This window comes from Bradyrhizobium sp. WSM1743 (assembly GCF_000473065.1).
Lineage (GTDB): Bacteria > Pseudomonadota > Alphaproteobacteria > Rhizobiales > Xanthobacteraceae > Bradyrhizobium.
Map to the genome: position 1 here is coordinate 40,208 of NZ_AXAZ01000041.1, position 13,765 is coordinate 53,972.

At 66.2% G+C, this 13,765-nt stretch carries 12 protein-coding genes; 6 read left to right on the forward strand and 6 right to left on the reverse strand.

Annotation, left to right across the window (positions count from 1 at the left end; all coding sequences use genetic code 11):
* Positions 1-78: 78 nt before the first annotated feature.
* The 5 genes from YU9_RS0123135 to YU9_RS0123155 all read left to right on the forward strand — a co-directional run bounded on the left by YU9_RS0123135 (position 79) and on the right by YU9_RS0123155 (position 4,851).
* Positions 79-1,086 carry a polyprenyl synthetase family protein gene (locus YU9_RS0123135; RefSeq protein ID WP_026202916.1) on the forward strand — a complete coding sequence of 336 codons (1,008 nt, stop codon included), beginning with the start codon at positions 79-81 and terminating at the stop codon, positions 1,084-1,086.
* A gap of 437 nt (positions 1,087-1,523) precedes the next feature.
* Positions 1,524-2,039, forward strand: coding sequence for a helix-turn-helix domain-containing protein (locus tag YU9_RS0123140; RefSeq protein WP_027574930.1), 516 nt, complete (start codon positions 1,524-1,526; stop codon positions 2,037-2,039).
* A gap of 1 nt (position 2,040) precedes the next feature.
* Complete coding sequence (fabF, locus tag YU9_RS0123145; RefSeq protein ID WP_027574931.1) at positions 2,041-3,303, forward strand: beta-ketoacyl-ACP synthase II; 1,263 nt, start codon at positions 2,041-2,043, stop codon at positions 3,301-3,303.
* A gap of 44 nt (positions 3,304-3,347) precedes the next feature.
* Entirely contained in the window at positions 3,348-3,980 is a 633-nt protein-coding gene (locus YU9_RS0123150; RefSeq protein ID WP_027574932.1) for a LysE family translocator, read from the forward strand.
* A complete protein-coding gene (locus tag YU9_RS0123155; protein WP_027574933.1) occupies positions 3,973-4,851 on the forward strand; it encodes an alpha/beta fold hydrolase in 879 nt (292 codons plus the stop codon). Before YU9_RS0123150 ends, YU9_RS0123155 begins: the two co-directional genes overlap by 8 nt.
* Before the next feature lie 50 nt (positions 4,852-4,901).
* On the opposite strand, the gene YU9_RS49160 is transcribed toward YU9_RS0123155, so the two are convergent.
* The 4 genes from YU9_RS49160 to YU9_RS0123180 form a co-directional block, all read right to left on the reverse strand.
* Positions 4,902-5,072, reverse strand: a complete 171-nt coding sequence (locus tag YU9_RS49160; protein ID WP_198028287.1) for a hypothetical protein — start codon at positions 5,070-5,072, stop codon at positions 4,902-4,904.
* Positions 5,073-5,246: 174 nt separating this feature from the next.
* Complete coding sequence (locus tag YU9_RS0123165; protein ID WP_027574934.1) at positions 5,247-6,131, reverse strand: 4-(cytidine 5'-diphospho)-2-C-methyl-D-erythritol kinase; 885 nt, start codon at positions 6,129-6,131, stop codon at positions 5,247-5,249.
* A gap of 27 nt (positions 6,132-6,158) precedes the next feature.
* Positions 6,159-7,955, reverse strand: coding sequence for a tetratricopeptide repeat protein (locus tag YU9_RS0123170; RefSeq protein ID WP_027574935.1), 1,797 nt, complete (start codon positions 7,953-7,955; stop codon positions 6,159-6,161).
* A 304-nt stretch (positions 7,956-8,259) separates the two neighbouring features.
* A complete protein-coding gene (locus YU9_RS0123180) occupies positions 8,260-9,921 on the reverse strand; it encodes an electron transfer flavoprotein-ubiquinone oxidoreductase (RefSeq protein ID WP_027574936.1) in 1,662 nt (553 codons plus the stop codon).
* A 135-nt stretch (positions 9,922-10,056) separates the two neighbouring features.
* Here YU9_RS0123180 and YU9_RS0123185 point away from each other — a divergent pair, with 135 nt between their 5' ends.
* On the forward strand, positions 10,057-10,866 hold the full coding sequence (locus YU9_RS0123185) for a uracil-DNA glycosylase family protein (RefSeq protein ID WP_027574937.1): 810 nt from the start codon (positions 10,057-10,059) through the stop codon (positions 10,864-10,866).
* A 129-nt stretch (positions 10,867-10,995) separates the two neighbouring features.
* Here YU9_RS0123185 and YU9_RS0123190 read toward each other — a convergent pair whose 3' ends face one another.
* Together YU9_RS0123190 and YU9_RS0123195 are read right to left on the reverse strand one after the other, a co-directional pair.
* The gene (locus YU9_RS0123190; RefSeq protein WP_027574938.1) at positions 10,996-12,504 is read right to left on the reverse strand and encodes a glycosyltransferase family 39 protein; all 1,509 of its coding nucleotides are present in this window, start codon (positions 12,502-12,504) and stop codon (positions 10,996-10,998) included.
* Positions 12,505-12,765: 261 nt separating this feature from the next.
* A complete protein-coding gene (locus YU9_RS0123195; protein ID WP_027574939.1) occupies positions 12,766-13,623 on the reverse strand; it encodes a ribonuclease HII in 858 nt (285 codons plus the stop codon).
* Positions 13,624-13,765 lie beyond the last annotated feature (142 nt).

Sequence of the window (13,765 nt, forward strand, 5' to 3'; positions counted from 1 at the left end):
GGCCTTGCCGCATCCGCCGCCAGTTTCTATTGTATTTCCATCAGAATAGCCCTTTCGGGGCAAATATTGGAGACCGGCGTGGCCGTCATCGTACCTTTCGAAACTCCCGGCGCGTCGATCGAAGAGCTGGTTGCCCTTGTCGCCCCTGACATGGAGCGCGTCAACGCCACGATCCTGTCGCGGACCGGTTCGGACGTGACCATGATCCCCGAGGTCGCCAACCACCTGATCTCCTCCGGGGGCAAACGCCTGCGCCCGATGCTGACGCTCGCCATGGCCAACCTCGCTGGCTACACCGGCGACGGCCATATCAAGTTAGCTGCCTCCGTCGAGTTCATGCACACCGCCACCCTGCTGCACGACGACGTCGTCGACGAGAGCGAGATGCGCCGCGGCAAGCTGTCGGCGCGCATGCTCTGGGGCAACGAGGCCAGCGTGCTGGTCGGCGACTTCCTGCTGGGACAGGCCTTCCGCATGATGGTCGAGGTCGGCTCGCTGCGCGCGCTCGACATCCTCTCCGCGGCCGCCGCGACCATCGCCGAGGGCGAGGTGATGCAGCTCGCCGCGGCCAAGAACACCGCGACCACCGAGGACGAATATCTCGCCGTGATCCGCGGCAAGACGGCCGAATTGTTCGCCGCCGCCTGCGAGGTCGGCCCTGTCATCGCCAACCGCCCGAAGGCGGAGCAGACCGCGTGCCGCTCGGTCGGCATGAATCTCGGCATCGCCTTCCAGCTCGTCGACGACGTGCTCGACTACGGCGGCAAGAGCGCAAAGCTCGGCAAGAACACCGGCGACGATTTCCGCGAAGGCAAGATCACGCTGCCGGTCGTGCTCGCCTTCCGCCGCGGCAACGACACCGAGCGCGCGTTCTGGATCCGGGCGCTCGAACGCGGCGAGATCGGCGACAGCGATCTCGATCACGCCATCGGCCTGATGAACAAGCACCGCGCGCTCGAGGACACGCTGAGCCGGGCCCAGCATTACGGCGCCATGGCCGTGGACGCACTGGCGCTGTTCCCGTCCTCGCCGATGAAGAGCGCGCTGGAGCAGGTCGTGGCATTCTGCCTGGCGCGGTCGCATTAGGCGACTGACGCTCTTTCCGCACTCCCGCAATTTGGCCCCCGTCATCCCCGCGCAACGGCGAAGCCGTTGTCGCTGGAGGCGCGAGCGGCGCGATGCGAGGCATCGCACCGCGAGCCTCGAAGGATGCACGGCCGGGATGCAGCCGGGCCGTCGCCCTTCGAGGCTCGCCGAACAGGCGAGCACCTCAGGGTGACGGAGATGAATTGACGCGCGCTGCTTCCACATCGTCATTGCGAGCGCAGCGAAGCAATCCAGAATCTCTCCGCGACAGACTGGATTGCTTCGCTGCGCTCGCAATGACGGAGTATGGTGCGCGGCCATCATTCGCCAACTCGCATGTCAATCGCAGCGCGAGCCGCACTGCCTTGCAGCCCCGCTCTCCACCCGCACTCATCCAGTGACTTGCATTTTGCAAGTGACTCCCCTAACTTCCCCACATGCAGCCGAAATCCCCCTCGATCCTGGAATGCCCGGTCGGCCGCGCCGTGGAGACGGTCGGCGAATGGTGGAGCATCCTGATCTTGCGCGATGCGTTCCAGGGTGCGACGAAGTTCGACGAGTTCTCGCAAAGCCTCGGCATTGCGCCAAACATCCTGTCGCGCCGCCTCGCCCATCTCACCGAGAGCGGCATGTTCGTCCGCCGTCGCTATCAGGAGCGGCCGCCGCGCTATGAATATGTGCTGACGGACAGGGCGCGGGATTTCTTTCCCGTGATCGTGGCGCTGCTCGCCTGGGGCAACAAGCATCTCGCACCCAAAGGCGAAGCCATCCTGCTGGCGAACCGGAACGGCGCACGCCCGTTCGATCCGGTCGTGGTCGACGCTGCCGACATGCAACGGATCACGCTCGCCAATGCGGTCGTCATCGCAGGCCCCCGCGCCAGCCGCGGCATGCGCAAGCGGCTCGCTTCACTCAAGGCCATGAACCCGGCCGTCGCGCCGGCTGGAGACTGACATGCGTCGTATCGTCGTGACCGGAATGGGCGCGGTGTCGCCGCTCGGCTGCGGAGTCGAACTGTCGTGGCGGCGGCTGCTGGCCGGCCAAAGCGGGCTGCGCCCGCTGCCCGAATGGACGCAGGCGCTGCCGGCGCGCATTGCTGGTCTCGTGCCCGGCAAGGCCGATGACGCCGAGGGCGGCTTCGATCCGGCGCAGGCCGCAGCGCCAAAGGACCAGCGCAAGATGGACCGGTTCATCCTGTTCGCGCTGCTCGCCACGGCAGAAGCGGTCGCGCAGGCCAAATGGACGCCGCAGGACGCGAGCACGCTGGAGCGGACCGCGACGATCATCGCCTCCGGCGTCGGCGGCTTTCCGGCGATGGCGGAGGCCGTGCGCATCACCGAGCAGCGTGGCGCGCGCCGGCTTTCGCCGTTCACGATCCCCTCGTTCCTCGCCAATCTCGCCGCCGGCCACGTCTCGATCAAATACGGCTACAAGGGCGCGCTGGGCACGCCGGTCACGGCGTGCGCGGCCGGCGTGCAGGCGATCGGCGATGCCGCGCGCATGATCCGCGCCGGCGAAGCCGACGTTGCAATCTGCGGCGGCGCAGAAGCCTGCATCGATATCGTCAGCCTTGGCGGCTTTGCGGCGGCCCGTGCACTGTCGAGCGGCTTCAACGACGAGCCCGCACGCGCCTCGCGGCCGTTCGATCGCGACCGCGACGGCTTTGTCATGGGCGAAGGTGCCGGCATCCTGGTGATCGAGGCGCTGGAGCATGCGCTGGCGCGCGGTGCGACGCCGATCGCGGAGATCGCCGGCTACGGCACGACGGCGGACGCCTATCACATGACATCGGGTCCACCGGATGGCGAGGGCGCCCGCCGCGCGATGGAGATCGCGCTCAGGCAAGCGGGTCTTGCGCCCTCCGATGTGCAGCACCTGAACGCACACGCGACCTCGACGCCGGCCGGCGACGAGAGCGAGCTTGGCGCCATCGCCACGCTGTTCGGCCGTGGTCGCGGCATTGCCGTGAGCGCGACCAAATCGGCTACCGGTCATTTGCTCGGCGCCGCCGGCGGGCTGGAAGCGATCTTCACCGTGCTCGCTTTGCGCGACCAGATCGCGCCGCCGACGCTCAATCTCGAAAATCCCGATCCGGGCGCAGACGGCATCGACATCGTCGCCGGTCCAGCGCGGCCGATGCCGATGCAGCATGCCATCTCCAACGGATTCGGCTTCGGCGGGGTGAATGCCAGCGTGATCTTCCGCCGGATGGGCTGAACGAGAGGCCTTGCAATCGCCGCTCGCTCCGCTACGAAAACAGGATGACCGAAACCAGTTTCTGGCTATTCCTGGCCGCAGCATTCCTCATTGCGGCAATTCCCGGCCCAGGCATCTTCTACGTCGCGGCACGGACCTTGTCGGAGGGGCGCGTCAGCGGTTTTGCATCGACCGCGGGCACGGCGCTGGGCGGACTGGTTCATGTCGTGGCGGGCAGTCTCGGCATCTCCGCAATCATCCTCGCCAGCGCGGAACTGTTTGCCGCCGTGAAATTCGCCGGCGCGCTCTATCTGGTCTGGCTCGGCATCAAGACGTTTCGCAGCGCCGGCCGCGCGCCATCGCTCGGGAGCGAGCCGGTCGGCGACAAGCGCGCCTTCCGAGACGGCGTGCTGGTCGAGGCGTTGAACCCGAAGACCGCCGCGTTCTTCCTCGCCTTCATTCCGCAATTCCTCGATCCCGCGGGATCAAGCCCGACGCTGCAATTCATCATGCTAGGTGCGATCTCGGTGACGCTGAACACGCTCGCCGATGTCGTGGTGGTGCTGATGGCCTCCGCGACGCGCGCGCAGCTGATCGGACGGCCGCAGCTGATGCGGCGTCTCACGCAGGGCTCCGGCGTCTTCATCGCGGGCCTCGGCCTCTCGCTCGCGCTGACGCGGCGGCCGGCAAATGGATAGCTCCCCGCAAGACCGCTTCTATCAATCGCACGGCCTGCGGCTGCATTACGCCGACTGGGGCAACGAGGGCGCGCCCCCTCTGATCCTGGTGCATGGCGGCCGCGATCATTGCCGAAGCTGGGATCACATCGCCCGATCGTTGCAGCCGCATTTTCACGTGCTCGCGCCCGACCTGCGCGGTCACGGCGATTCCGACTGGACCCGAGGCGGCAGTTACGCGCTGACCGAATATGTCTACGATCTGACCCAGCTCGTCCGCAGCATCGCAGCGCCTCAGATCGCTCTCATCGGCCATTCGATGGGCGGCATGGTGAGCCTGATCTTTTCGGGCTCATTCCCCGAGCAGGTCACCAAGCTCGTCGTGCTCGACGGCGTGACCATGTTGCCGGACACGCCGAAGCCGCCGGTGCATGAGCGCATCGGCAAATGGGTAGCCCAGCTCGACAGACTGCACGACCGCACCCCGCGCCGCTACTCGACGCTCGAGGACGCTGCCGCGCAGATGATGCTTCACAACAAGCGCCTATCCCGCGACCTCGCGCTGCATCTCGCCACGCATGGGGCGCGACAGAACGAGGACGGCACCTATAGCTGGAAATTCGATCCCTATCAGCGCGCCTCTGCGCCGCACCGGCTCTGGCCCGACGATCATGTCGCGCTGTGGTCACGCATCGCCTGCCCGACGCTGCTGCTCAATGCCGGCGAAAGTTTTTTGGCGGCCGCAAAGGCCGCGGGCCTGGAGCGATATTTCCAGAACGTGCGCATCGAGACCATCGCCGGAGCGGGACACTGGCTGCAGCATGACAAGCCGCAAGAGGTGCTGGGTGCGATCCGAAAATTTCTCGGGCTGGCCGAGCACGACGTGAATTAGCTCCACCGCAGCCCGTCCTGCGGCAGTATCGTCGCCCGAATCGAGCGCAGCTACGCGGCCCAATCGACGACGGCGTCTATGAAGGTCTGTGCCTGACGGATCGCATCCAGCCTGGTGGCGCAGACGCCGACCGTGACCGTTCTTCCCTTGCCAACGGTCCACTTCCAACCACGCGGAAAGTTCATTTCAATGATCGAGAAACTGATGCCACGATGTTCCACGGCGGACCTCCGTTGACATGAGTTGCACGCGGATCGAGGCTACTGCGTCCCCCAACAGAGGTCCAGTATCGTAGACCGGATGGAGCGCAGCGCAATCGGGAACCATTGCCAGCGAAACATCCCGGATTACGCTGTGCGCTTCATCCTGGCTACGCAGCTTCGTCCGGCAAATACCTAACTCAACGTCCCCGCATGCACCCACCAGCCCGGGTGATCGCGCCGGATCTTCTCGGCGGCAGCATGGGCCTCGACCGGTGCGCCATAGATCGCAAAGCACGTCGCGCCCGAGCCGGACATGCGGGCGAGCTTGACGCTGGCGGAATCGCGCAAGGCGTCCAGCACCTCGCCGATCACAGGCTCGATCCGCAGCGCTGGCGCCTCGAGGTCGTTGGCGACGGTGTCGAGAACCTCGACCCAATCGGCGATCGAGGCCCCCTCCTCCGGCCACGCCGGCGCTTCGAGGACCGAGGTAGCACCAACCAGGAGCTCGCCGTTGCGCAGGCCCAGCGCCTGGAACACGTCCTTCGTGGCAACCGGCACGCGCGGATTGACCATGACGCAGGGCATGCTCGGCAAGGCGAGCGGCAACAGCTGCTCGCCGACACCGGTCATGTCGCAGGCGCGCGAGAGGAGGCACACCGGCACGTCGGCGCCGGTCGCGAGCGCGACCTTTTGGAGCCGCGGATCATCGAGCGACAAATCGTTGACACGCGCCAGGAGGCGCAGCGCTGCCGCGGCGTCCGCCGAGCCGCCGCCGATACCGGCCGCCACGGGGAGCATCTTATCCAGCGCGAAGGCGCCCAGCTTCAGGCCCGGCACGGCCTCGGCCAGAAGCTTGGCGGCCTTGAGCACGAGATTGTCGGCGGCGTCGCCGCAGGCCGCAGCCAGCGGCCCGGTTGTGGTGAGCTTCAGCTCGCCGCCGGGCTCCAGCGTGAGCCGGTCGGCACAGTCGGCGAACGCAACCACGCTTTCGAGATCATGATAGCCGTCGGCACGACGGCCGACGACGCGAAGGCTCAGATTGACCTTCGCCCGCCCCTCTTCAATCAACGCCGACATCGGCGACAGCCCCCAACTTCGCTCAGATTAGCCGCCCTTGCCGTCGTCCTTCCTCTTTTCGGCCTGCGCCGCGGAAGAGTTCGAATTGTCGTCCGGAAGGCCGTTGGCGATCTTGGCCTCGATCTTCGGCAGTTCTTCCGGCTCGGGCTTGAGATCACGCGCATGCGACCACTGGAATTTTGCTTCCAGCGTGCGGCCGACGCGCCAATAGGCATCGCCAAGGTGGTCGTTGATGGTGGGATCCTCGGGCTTGAGATCGATCGCGCGCTCGAGATTCTTCACCGCCTCCTCGTAATTGCCGATGCGGTAATAGGCCCAGCCGAGGGAATCGACGATGTAGCCGTCGTCGGGACGCTGCTCGACGGCACGTTTGATCATCTTCATGCCTTCATCGAGATTCACGCCCTGGTCGATCCAGGAGTAGCCGAGATAGTTGAGGACATGCGGCTGATCGGGCTGGAGCTCGAGCGCCTTCTTCATGTCGGCCTCGGCCTTGGCCCACTGCTTGGAGCGCTCCTCGCAGATGCCGCGATAATAGTACCAGACGCTGTTGGCCTTGTCGTTGCCCGCCGGCAGCACGTCGATTCCTTGCGAATAGGTCGCGCCACAGTCACCGAACCGCTTGCGGCCGCGCTCGATATTGCCGAGCGCCATGATGGCTTCGAGGTCCTTGGCATCTTCCGATGTGACGCCCTTGAGGATCTTGATCGCCTCGTCGGTGCGGTCGGCGGAGTCGAGATCGATGGCGAGCTGGATCTGCGCATTGCGCTTGAGCGGCGAGGTCGCGGGCACGCGCTCATAGACCTTGATCGCCATCTGCGGCCGCTTCACCGATTCATAGAGGTCGGCGAGCGAGAGCAGCGCCAGCGGATGGCTCGGCTGAAGGTAGAGCGAGAGCTGGAGATAGACCAGCGCCAGATCCTCGCCGCCGCGGCGGGTCAGCGTGGCGCCGATGCCGTAGAGCGCTTCGGCGGCGCCGGCCTGCGCGGAATCGACCAAGGGCGGCATCTTCTTGCCGGCCTTGGTCTCGCGCAAGCCTTCCTGGATCAGCGGATGGCGCGCGAGTTTCTTGTCGAAGGCTTGGTAGACGGTGGTCGCAGCGGCGGAATCCTTGTTGCGCGAGAGCCAGCGCGCATAGGCCTCGGTCACGCGCAACATGGAATCATCGAGCTTGTAGGCCCGCTCGAAGCGGGTGCCGGCGTCTTTCTCCTTACCGGAAAGCTCCAGGATCATGCCCGCATGAAGGTCCTTGAACAGCGGATACCATTCCGGACCGGCCAGCTTGTCGATGGTGGCGACACCACCCTTGGCATCGCCAGCACCATAGGCGGCCCAGCCCGACAGCAGCGTCGCGACCAGATCGGTGATGGGACCGCGGATCGACTGATTGATGTTGGTCTGCGCGGCCGCGTACTTCTTCAGCTTGAGATCATGCACGCCGACGACGAGACGCGCGACGCGGTTGGTCTTGTCGATGGTGAGGATGCGCTCGGCGAGCTTGACCGCCTCGTCGATGTCGCCGTCCGCGACCGAAGATATGAAGGCACGGTCGAGCAGCTCGTTGTTCTTGGGATCGGTGCGGAGCGCCGAACGGTAGAATGCGGCGGCGGACGCCGCGTCACGCTCGACGCTGGCGTGGCGGGCGGCGAGATAGCTGCCGGCACCGGTGAGCGACTTCAGATCGTTCCTAGTCGGAAATTGCGCCGCCGTGTTCTCGGGATGATCCGGCGTCTGCGCCAGGACCGCGCCGGGGACCGCCACGAGCGCGGTGCCCATGAGGGCGATGGCGGCAGCAGTCCAGCGGTTGAAACGATTTGAAAACATCAGGGCTCGCCTTGAGTTGGTAGTGCCTGGGTTTGCAGCAGAAGGCCGTATCGCATGCGTACGCGGCCGGTGGCATCGGGACCCGGAACCGTCAGGCCGACAATGCCGCTTTTGGCGCTTCGCCGCAAGGATTCGGACCGGGCGATCGCCTCCGCATGCCCCAAATCGGCCAATGAATCCCAAGAGCGCCCCAAGACGCCGCTACTATGGCCTTATCGTGGCCGCGACCGGTAGCCGCGGCCCCATCCTCACGCGAACGTGCGCTGGATCACCTTCGTGACCAGGTCCGCTTGCTCGGCCGCCCTTACATCGCCTCGTAGTTCGGGCCGCCACCGCCTTCCGGGGGAACCCAGGTGATGTTGCCGTTGGGATCCTTCACGTCGCAGGTTTTGCAGTGGACGCAGTTCTGGGCATTGATCTGGAAGCGCGGGCCCGCCCCCTCTTCGATCCACTCATAGACACCGGCCGGGCAGTAGCGATTCGAGGGGCCGGCGAAGACGTCATGCTCGGAGGTCTTCTGGAGGTTCATGTCGGTGACCTTCAGATGGACCGGCTGGTCCTCCTCATGATTGGTGTTGGACAAAAACACCGAGGACAGCTTGTCGAACGTGATCTTGCCGTCGGGCTTCGGGTAGTTCCTGGGCGCGTGGCTCTTGGCCGTATCGAGCGTGGCGCGGTCATGCTTGAGATGCGATTGGGTGCCGAACAGCGAAGCGCCGAACAGCGTGTTGCACCACATGTCGAAGCCGCCGAGCGCGACGCCGAGCACGGTGCCGAACTTCGACCACAGCGGCTTGACGTTGCGGACCAGGAACAAATCCTTGCCGACCGCCGAGGACCGCCACGCATTCTCGTATTCGACGAGTTCGTCGTTGGCGCGATCGGCGGCCAGCGCGGCTGCGACGTGCTCGGCAGCCAGCATGCCGGTGCCCATCGCATTGTGCACGCCCTTGATGCGCGGCACGTTGACGAAGCCGGCGGCGCAGCCGATCAGCGCGCCGCCGGGGAAGCTGAGCTTTGGCACCGACTGATAGCCACCCTCGGTGATGGCGCGCGCGCCGTAAGCGAGCCGCTTGGCGCCTTCGAAAGTGCCACGGATCGAGGGATGGGTCTTGAAGCGCTGGAATTCGTCGAACGGCGACAGATAGGGATCATCGTAGTTGAGATGCACGACGAAGCCGACGGCGACGAGATTGTCGTCATAATGATAGAGGAACGAGCCGCCGCCGGTCTTCATGTCGAGCGGCCAGCCGAACGAATGCTGGATCAAGCCCTTCTGGTGCTTGGCGGGATCGATCTGCCAGACCTCCTTGAGGCCGATGCCGAATTTCGGCGGCTCGCTCTTGGCGTCCAGCGCGAATTTGTTGATGAGCTGCTTGGTCAGGCTGCCTCGGGCGCCTTCGGCGAACAGCGTGTACTTGCCGAGCAATTCCATGCCGCGGGTAAAGGAGTCCTTCGGCTTGCCGTCGCGGCCGATGCCCATGTCGCCGGTGGCGATGCCCTTGACCTTGCTGTCCTCGTCATAGAGCACTTCGGCCGCAGCAAAGCCCGGATAGATCTCGACTCCGAGCGCCTCGGCCCTGCGCGCCAGCCAGCGGCAGATATTGCCGAGCGAGCCGATGTAACAGTGATGATTGTCCATCAGCGGCGGCATGATGAAGTTCGGCAGCTTGATCGCGCCGCCGCCAGTCATCCAGTAGAAGCGGTCGTCCTTCACCTGCGTCTTCAGCGGGCAGTCGGCATCCTCGCGCCAGTCCGGGATGAGCTTGTCGAGCCCGGCCGGGTCGATTACCGCGCCCGAGAGAATGTGCGCGCCGACCTCGGAGCCCTTCTCCACCACGACGACGTTGAGATCGGCGTTGAGCTGCTTCAGCCGGATCGCGGCCGACAGACCCGAGGGGCCGGCGCCGACGATGACGACGTCGAATTCCATGGATTCGCGCGGGGGAAGTTCTTCGGTGCTCATCTGATCTCAGCCCTTGAGACGGTCCTTGGTCGATTGCGCCCTCTTGTTTCCGATTTTTCCGGGTAGGACAACCTCGGAATCGCGTTCCGCCGGGATGCAAGGCCCTCCAAGGTGATATAAAAGTCAGTCTTTCCCATGATCCCCGAACCCGCACCCACCGTCCGAGAGCTGCTCGCCTTCTATCTGGAGGCCGGAGTCGACTGCGCGCTAGCGGAGGAACCGATAGACCGCCTGGCGGAAATCGATGCGCCGCCGCCGGCCCCACGCGCGGCGTCGCCAGCCGAGGCGCCCCGGCCGGTTACGGCGCCCGCGGTCATGCGCGGCGAGGCCGCGCCTGCACCGGAAGTGGCCATCGCCTCGGCACGCGAGGCCGCGCGCACGGCGCCGACCCTGGAGGCGCTGCGCGAGCTGATGCAGAATTTCGAGGGCTGCGCGTTGAAGCACACCGCGACGCGGCTGGTGTTCGCCGACGGCAATCCGCAGGCGCGCATCATGTTCGTCGGCGAGGCGCCCGGCCGCGACGAGGACATCGAGGGACTGCCCTTCGTCGGGCGCAGCGGCAAGCTGCTCGATCTGATGATAGGAGCCATAGGCCTCAACCGCACCACCGCCTACATCGCCAACGTCATTCCCTGGCGGCCGCCCGGCAACCGGACGCCGACGCCGCAGGAGACGCAGATCTGCCTGCCCTTCATCCAGCGCCAGATCGAGCTGGTAAATCCCGACGTGCTGGTGACGCTTGGCAATCCCTCGACCCAGACACTGCTCGGAACGCGCGAAGGCATCATGCGTACCCGCGGACGCTGGTTCGATTACGACACCGGCGCACGCACCATCCGCGCGCTGCCGACGTTCCACCCAGCCTATCTGTTGCGCTCGCCGGCGTACAAACGGCTGGCCTGGCAGGATTTGCGGTCGATCGCGAAGGCGCTGGCGGGCGCGTGAGGTGCAGTACGCGCCCTCCCCGTCATTGCGAGCGCAGCGAAGCAATCCAGAGTGCCTCGGCGGAAAGATCCTGGATTGCTTCGTCGCAAGGGCTCCTCGCAATGACGCCGGAGATAGCAAGCGCGCGGCTCACGTCCCCTTCGGCCGAACGATGGCCCAGCCGATGCGCAAGAGCTGCTGGCGGCCGGTCACCAGCCATTCGAAAGCGCGGGGCACTTCCGGCACGATGCCGGGGAAGCGTTTGAGGATGTCCGGCGGCGGCGTGCCGGCGGTATCGGAGGCGCGCCAGACCACGACGCCGCCGGTCTCGCTGAACTTCGTCTGGTTCATCCACGGCGTACGCGCAGGGTCAGCGTCGATGAAGAGATGCGGCCGGCCGGAATGCAGCGCGATCAGGCTGGCGAGCTGGGTCTCGCCGGCGACCGCCCGCAGGCGATGATTGGTGCGGCGGGCAAAGCTCTCGTCGAAGAAGTCCGAGATCGCGCGCGCCGGCATCGAAGTCGCAATCTCGCTCGTGCCGGTCCAGGGTAGGAACAGGACGGCGAGCACCACGCCGGCGGCGGGTGCGGCGACGGCGGCGGCCCAGACCATGCGCAGCATCCGCGCGCGGCGCATCGCGATGAGATCGCTGGCCGCGACGACCACGGCAAGCCCCGACATGACCAGCACGACACCAGCGCCGCCGACGACGGAGTCGAGCCCTATCAAGCCGGAGATCAGCACCGCGCCGAGCGGAAGAGCCAGCGCGAAGAAATAGACGAAGTTGCGCGCGAGCGGCTCGACCGGCGGGCGGAAGATGATCGGTGGCTCCTCGCCCTTGCCAGCGAACACCCCGGTATTGAGAAAGGTCAGCGCCGGGATCGCCGCGGCCCCGAGCACCAACCCTCCGAGCAGCCAGGCCGCATGCAGCGCACGGGCGCTGAGCTCGGCGACGTGCGGCAAGGCCGGCAGCGTCAACGTCTCGGCACGCATCAGCCAGACCCCATAGGGCAGCGCCAGCACGGCGACGACGATCAGCGCAAACAGCGGATCGAGCCCGCGTAGCGTCCTGCGGCCGCCGGCGGTCGAGATCGCGAAGACGACGATCAGCGGGAGCAGAAAGATCGCGGCGGGCGTCGTCAGCAGCAAGAGGCCTGCTTCGATCGACCAGGCGAACCAGGCATTGCCGCGGCGCTGGCCGATGATCTGCCAGGAGTGCAGCAGCAATAGCGCCCAGAGCGGCCGCGCCAGCACCAGCGGGCCGAAGTCGAGCGCGGACGAGGAGAAGGCGAGCACGGTCATGGTCAAGAGCACGGCGAGCACCGCGTGCTGGGAGCCGACCACGGCGCGAGACAGATGAAAGAGCGCGATGAAGGTCGCGATCTCGCACACCTCGGCAAGCACATAGACCCCGAACATATGACCACCGGCGGCGCGATAGGCGATGTCGGCGAGCCAGACCGGCAGCGGCGGGCCGAGATCGGTGCCGACCTGGTATTCCCTGCCGAAGGCCAGGAGCGTCGCGAGGGTACCGGGCGGGCTGCGGTAGAACACCAGCGCCACGAACAGCCACATCGCGGCCTGAAGCAGCACGGCGATCCACACGATCAGCCGCGGCCGGGCGCGAATGAGCTCGATGACCAGGGAGGTAAACCGCATGCAACGTCCGAATGATGCAGCCAGTCCAGCCGGCCCTATTCGCTCACATCCGTTTTGATAATGGGCGCTGCGCGTCGTGGCAACCGCGTCTCTCCTCCCTCTCCCCGCTTGCGGGGATGGTCGGGTGAGGGGGAGCCCCCGCAAGGAAGGTGAGAGTTGGGCTCGCGGAGACTCCCCCTCACCCGGAATGCATCTTCGATGCATTCCGGCCTCTCCCCGCACGCGGGGAGAGGCGAGGAGTTCCGCAGTTGCAGTGGAATCCTAGAGGCCTGTGGAAGCGTCGAGCTCGATTTGCGCCTCCACCTGCACCTCGACCTCGGCGACCTCGAACAAGTCCTGCACCGGCTCGACGGTCCAGGGCATGTGCTTGGCGCGGGCGGCGGCGACGGGGGCGAAGAAACTGCGGTGGTGGATGGACGGGCCGAGGCGGTCGAGCGCCTCGAGATGTTCGGGGACGGCATAGCCCTTGTGCTGCTCGAAGCCGTAGCCGGGGCAGTCCTGCGCCAGGGCGCACATCAGCCGGTCGCGGGTGACCTTGGCGACAATGGATGCCGCGGCGATCGACAGCACGATGCCGTCGCCGCCGATCACCGCCTCGCAATCGCATTGCGTGTCGAGCCGGTCGCGGCCGTCGACGAAGACGTGCCTGGGCGCCTCGGGCAGTGCCACCACGGCGCGGTTCAGCGCCCACAGCGAGGCGCGCAGGATGTTGTCGCGGTCGATCCGGGCGGGCGAGGCGACGGCGACCGAGACCTGCGCGGTGGCGCAGATCTTGTCGAACAGCTTCTCGCGCTCCTCGGCCGTCAACCGCTTGGAATCATCGATGCCGCGCGGAATGCGATCGGGATCGAGAATCACCGCCGCCGCCACCACGGGGCCGGCGAGCGGGCCGCGGCCGGCCTCGTCGCAACCGGCGACCGGCCAGACGCCGCGCTTGATCAGCGCGCGCTCGCGGCGGAAGCTGGGGGGCGCAATGGCAATGACGCCCTTCTTGCCCGCGTCGACCTTGGCGGCCTCGACCTTGTCCATTGCGCGGTTGGTCACCTTCGATGCAGCCTTCCCGGCGGCATCCTTCTTTGGCGCGTTCTTGGCCGGCTTGGCGGATAGGTCCCGAATCATGGCCGGGATCGTGCGCAAGCCAGCCCGCCTCCGCAACCGGGAACTCGGGGTAATTCCCGTTATTCAGCCTGCCACTCTTCTGCTGTCGTCCCGGACAAGCGCGCCACAAGCGCGCGCCGATCCGGGACCCATAGCCCCAAAA

What these genes read in the sequence shown, in the direction of transcription:
- YU9_RS0123185 (WP_027574937.1), top strand. Translation starts at nt 10,057, where the DNA reads ATGATCCCCGAACCCGCACCCACCGTCCGAGAGCTGCTCGCCTTCTAT.
- YU9_RS0123155 (WP_027574933.1), top strand. Translation starts at nt 3,973, where the DNA reads ATGGATAGCTCCCCGCAAGACCGCTTCTATCAATCGCACGGCCTGCGG.
- YU9_RS0123140 (WP_027574930.1), top strand. Translation starts at nt 1,524, where the DNA reads ATGCAGCCGAAATCCCCCTCGATCCTGGAATGCCCGGTCGGCCGCGCC.
- YU9_RS0123180 (WP_027574936.1), bottom strand. Translation starts at nt 9,921, where the DNA reads ATGAGCACCGAAGAACTTCCCCCGCGCGAATCCATGGAATTCGACGTC.
- YU9_RS0123150 (WP_027574932.1), top strand. Translation starts at nt 3,348, where the DNA reads ATGACCGAAACCAGTTTCTGGCTATTCCTGGCCGCAGCATTCCTCATT.
- YU9_RS0123190 (WP_027574938.1), bottom strand. Translation starts at nt 12,504, where the DNA reads ATGCGGTTTACCTCCCTGGTCATCGAGCTCATTCGCGCCCGGCCGCGG.
- YU9_RS0123165 (WP_027574934.1), bottom strand. Translation starts at nt 6,131, where the DNA reads ATGTCGGCGTTGATTGAAGAGGGGCGGGCGAAGGTCAATCTGAGCCTT.
- YU9_RS0123195 (WP_027574939.1), bottom strand. Translation starts at nt 13,623, where the DNA reads ATGATTCGGGACCTATCCGCCAAGCCGGCCAAGAACGCGCCAAAGAAG.
- YU9_RS0123170 (WP_027574935.1), bottom strand. Translation starts at nt 7,955, where the DNA reads ATGTTTTCAAATCGTTTCAACCGCTGGACTGCTGCCGCCATCGCCCTC.
- fabF (WP_027574931.1), top strand. Translation starts at nt 2,041, where the DNA reads ATGCGTCGTATCGTCGTGACCGGAATGGGCGCGGTGTCGCCGCTCGGC.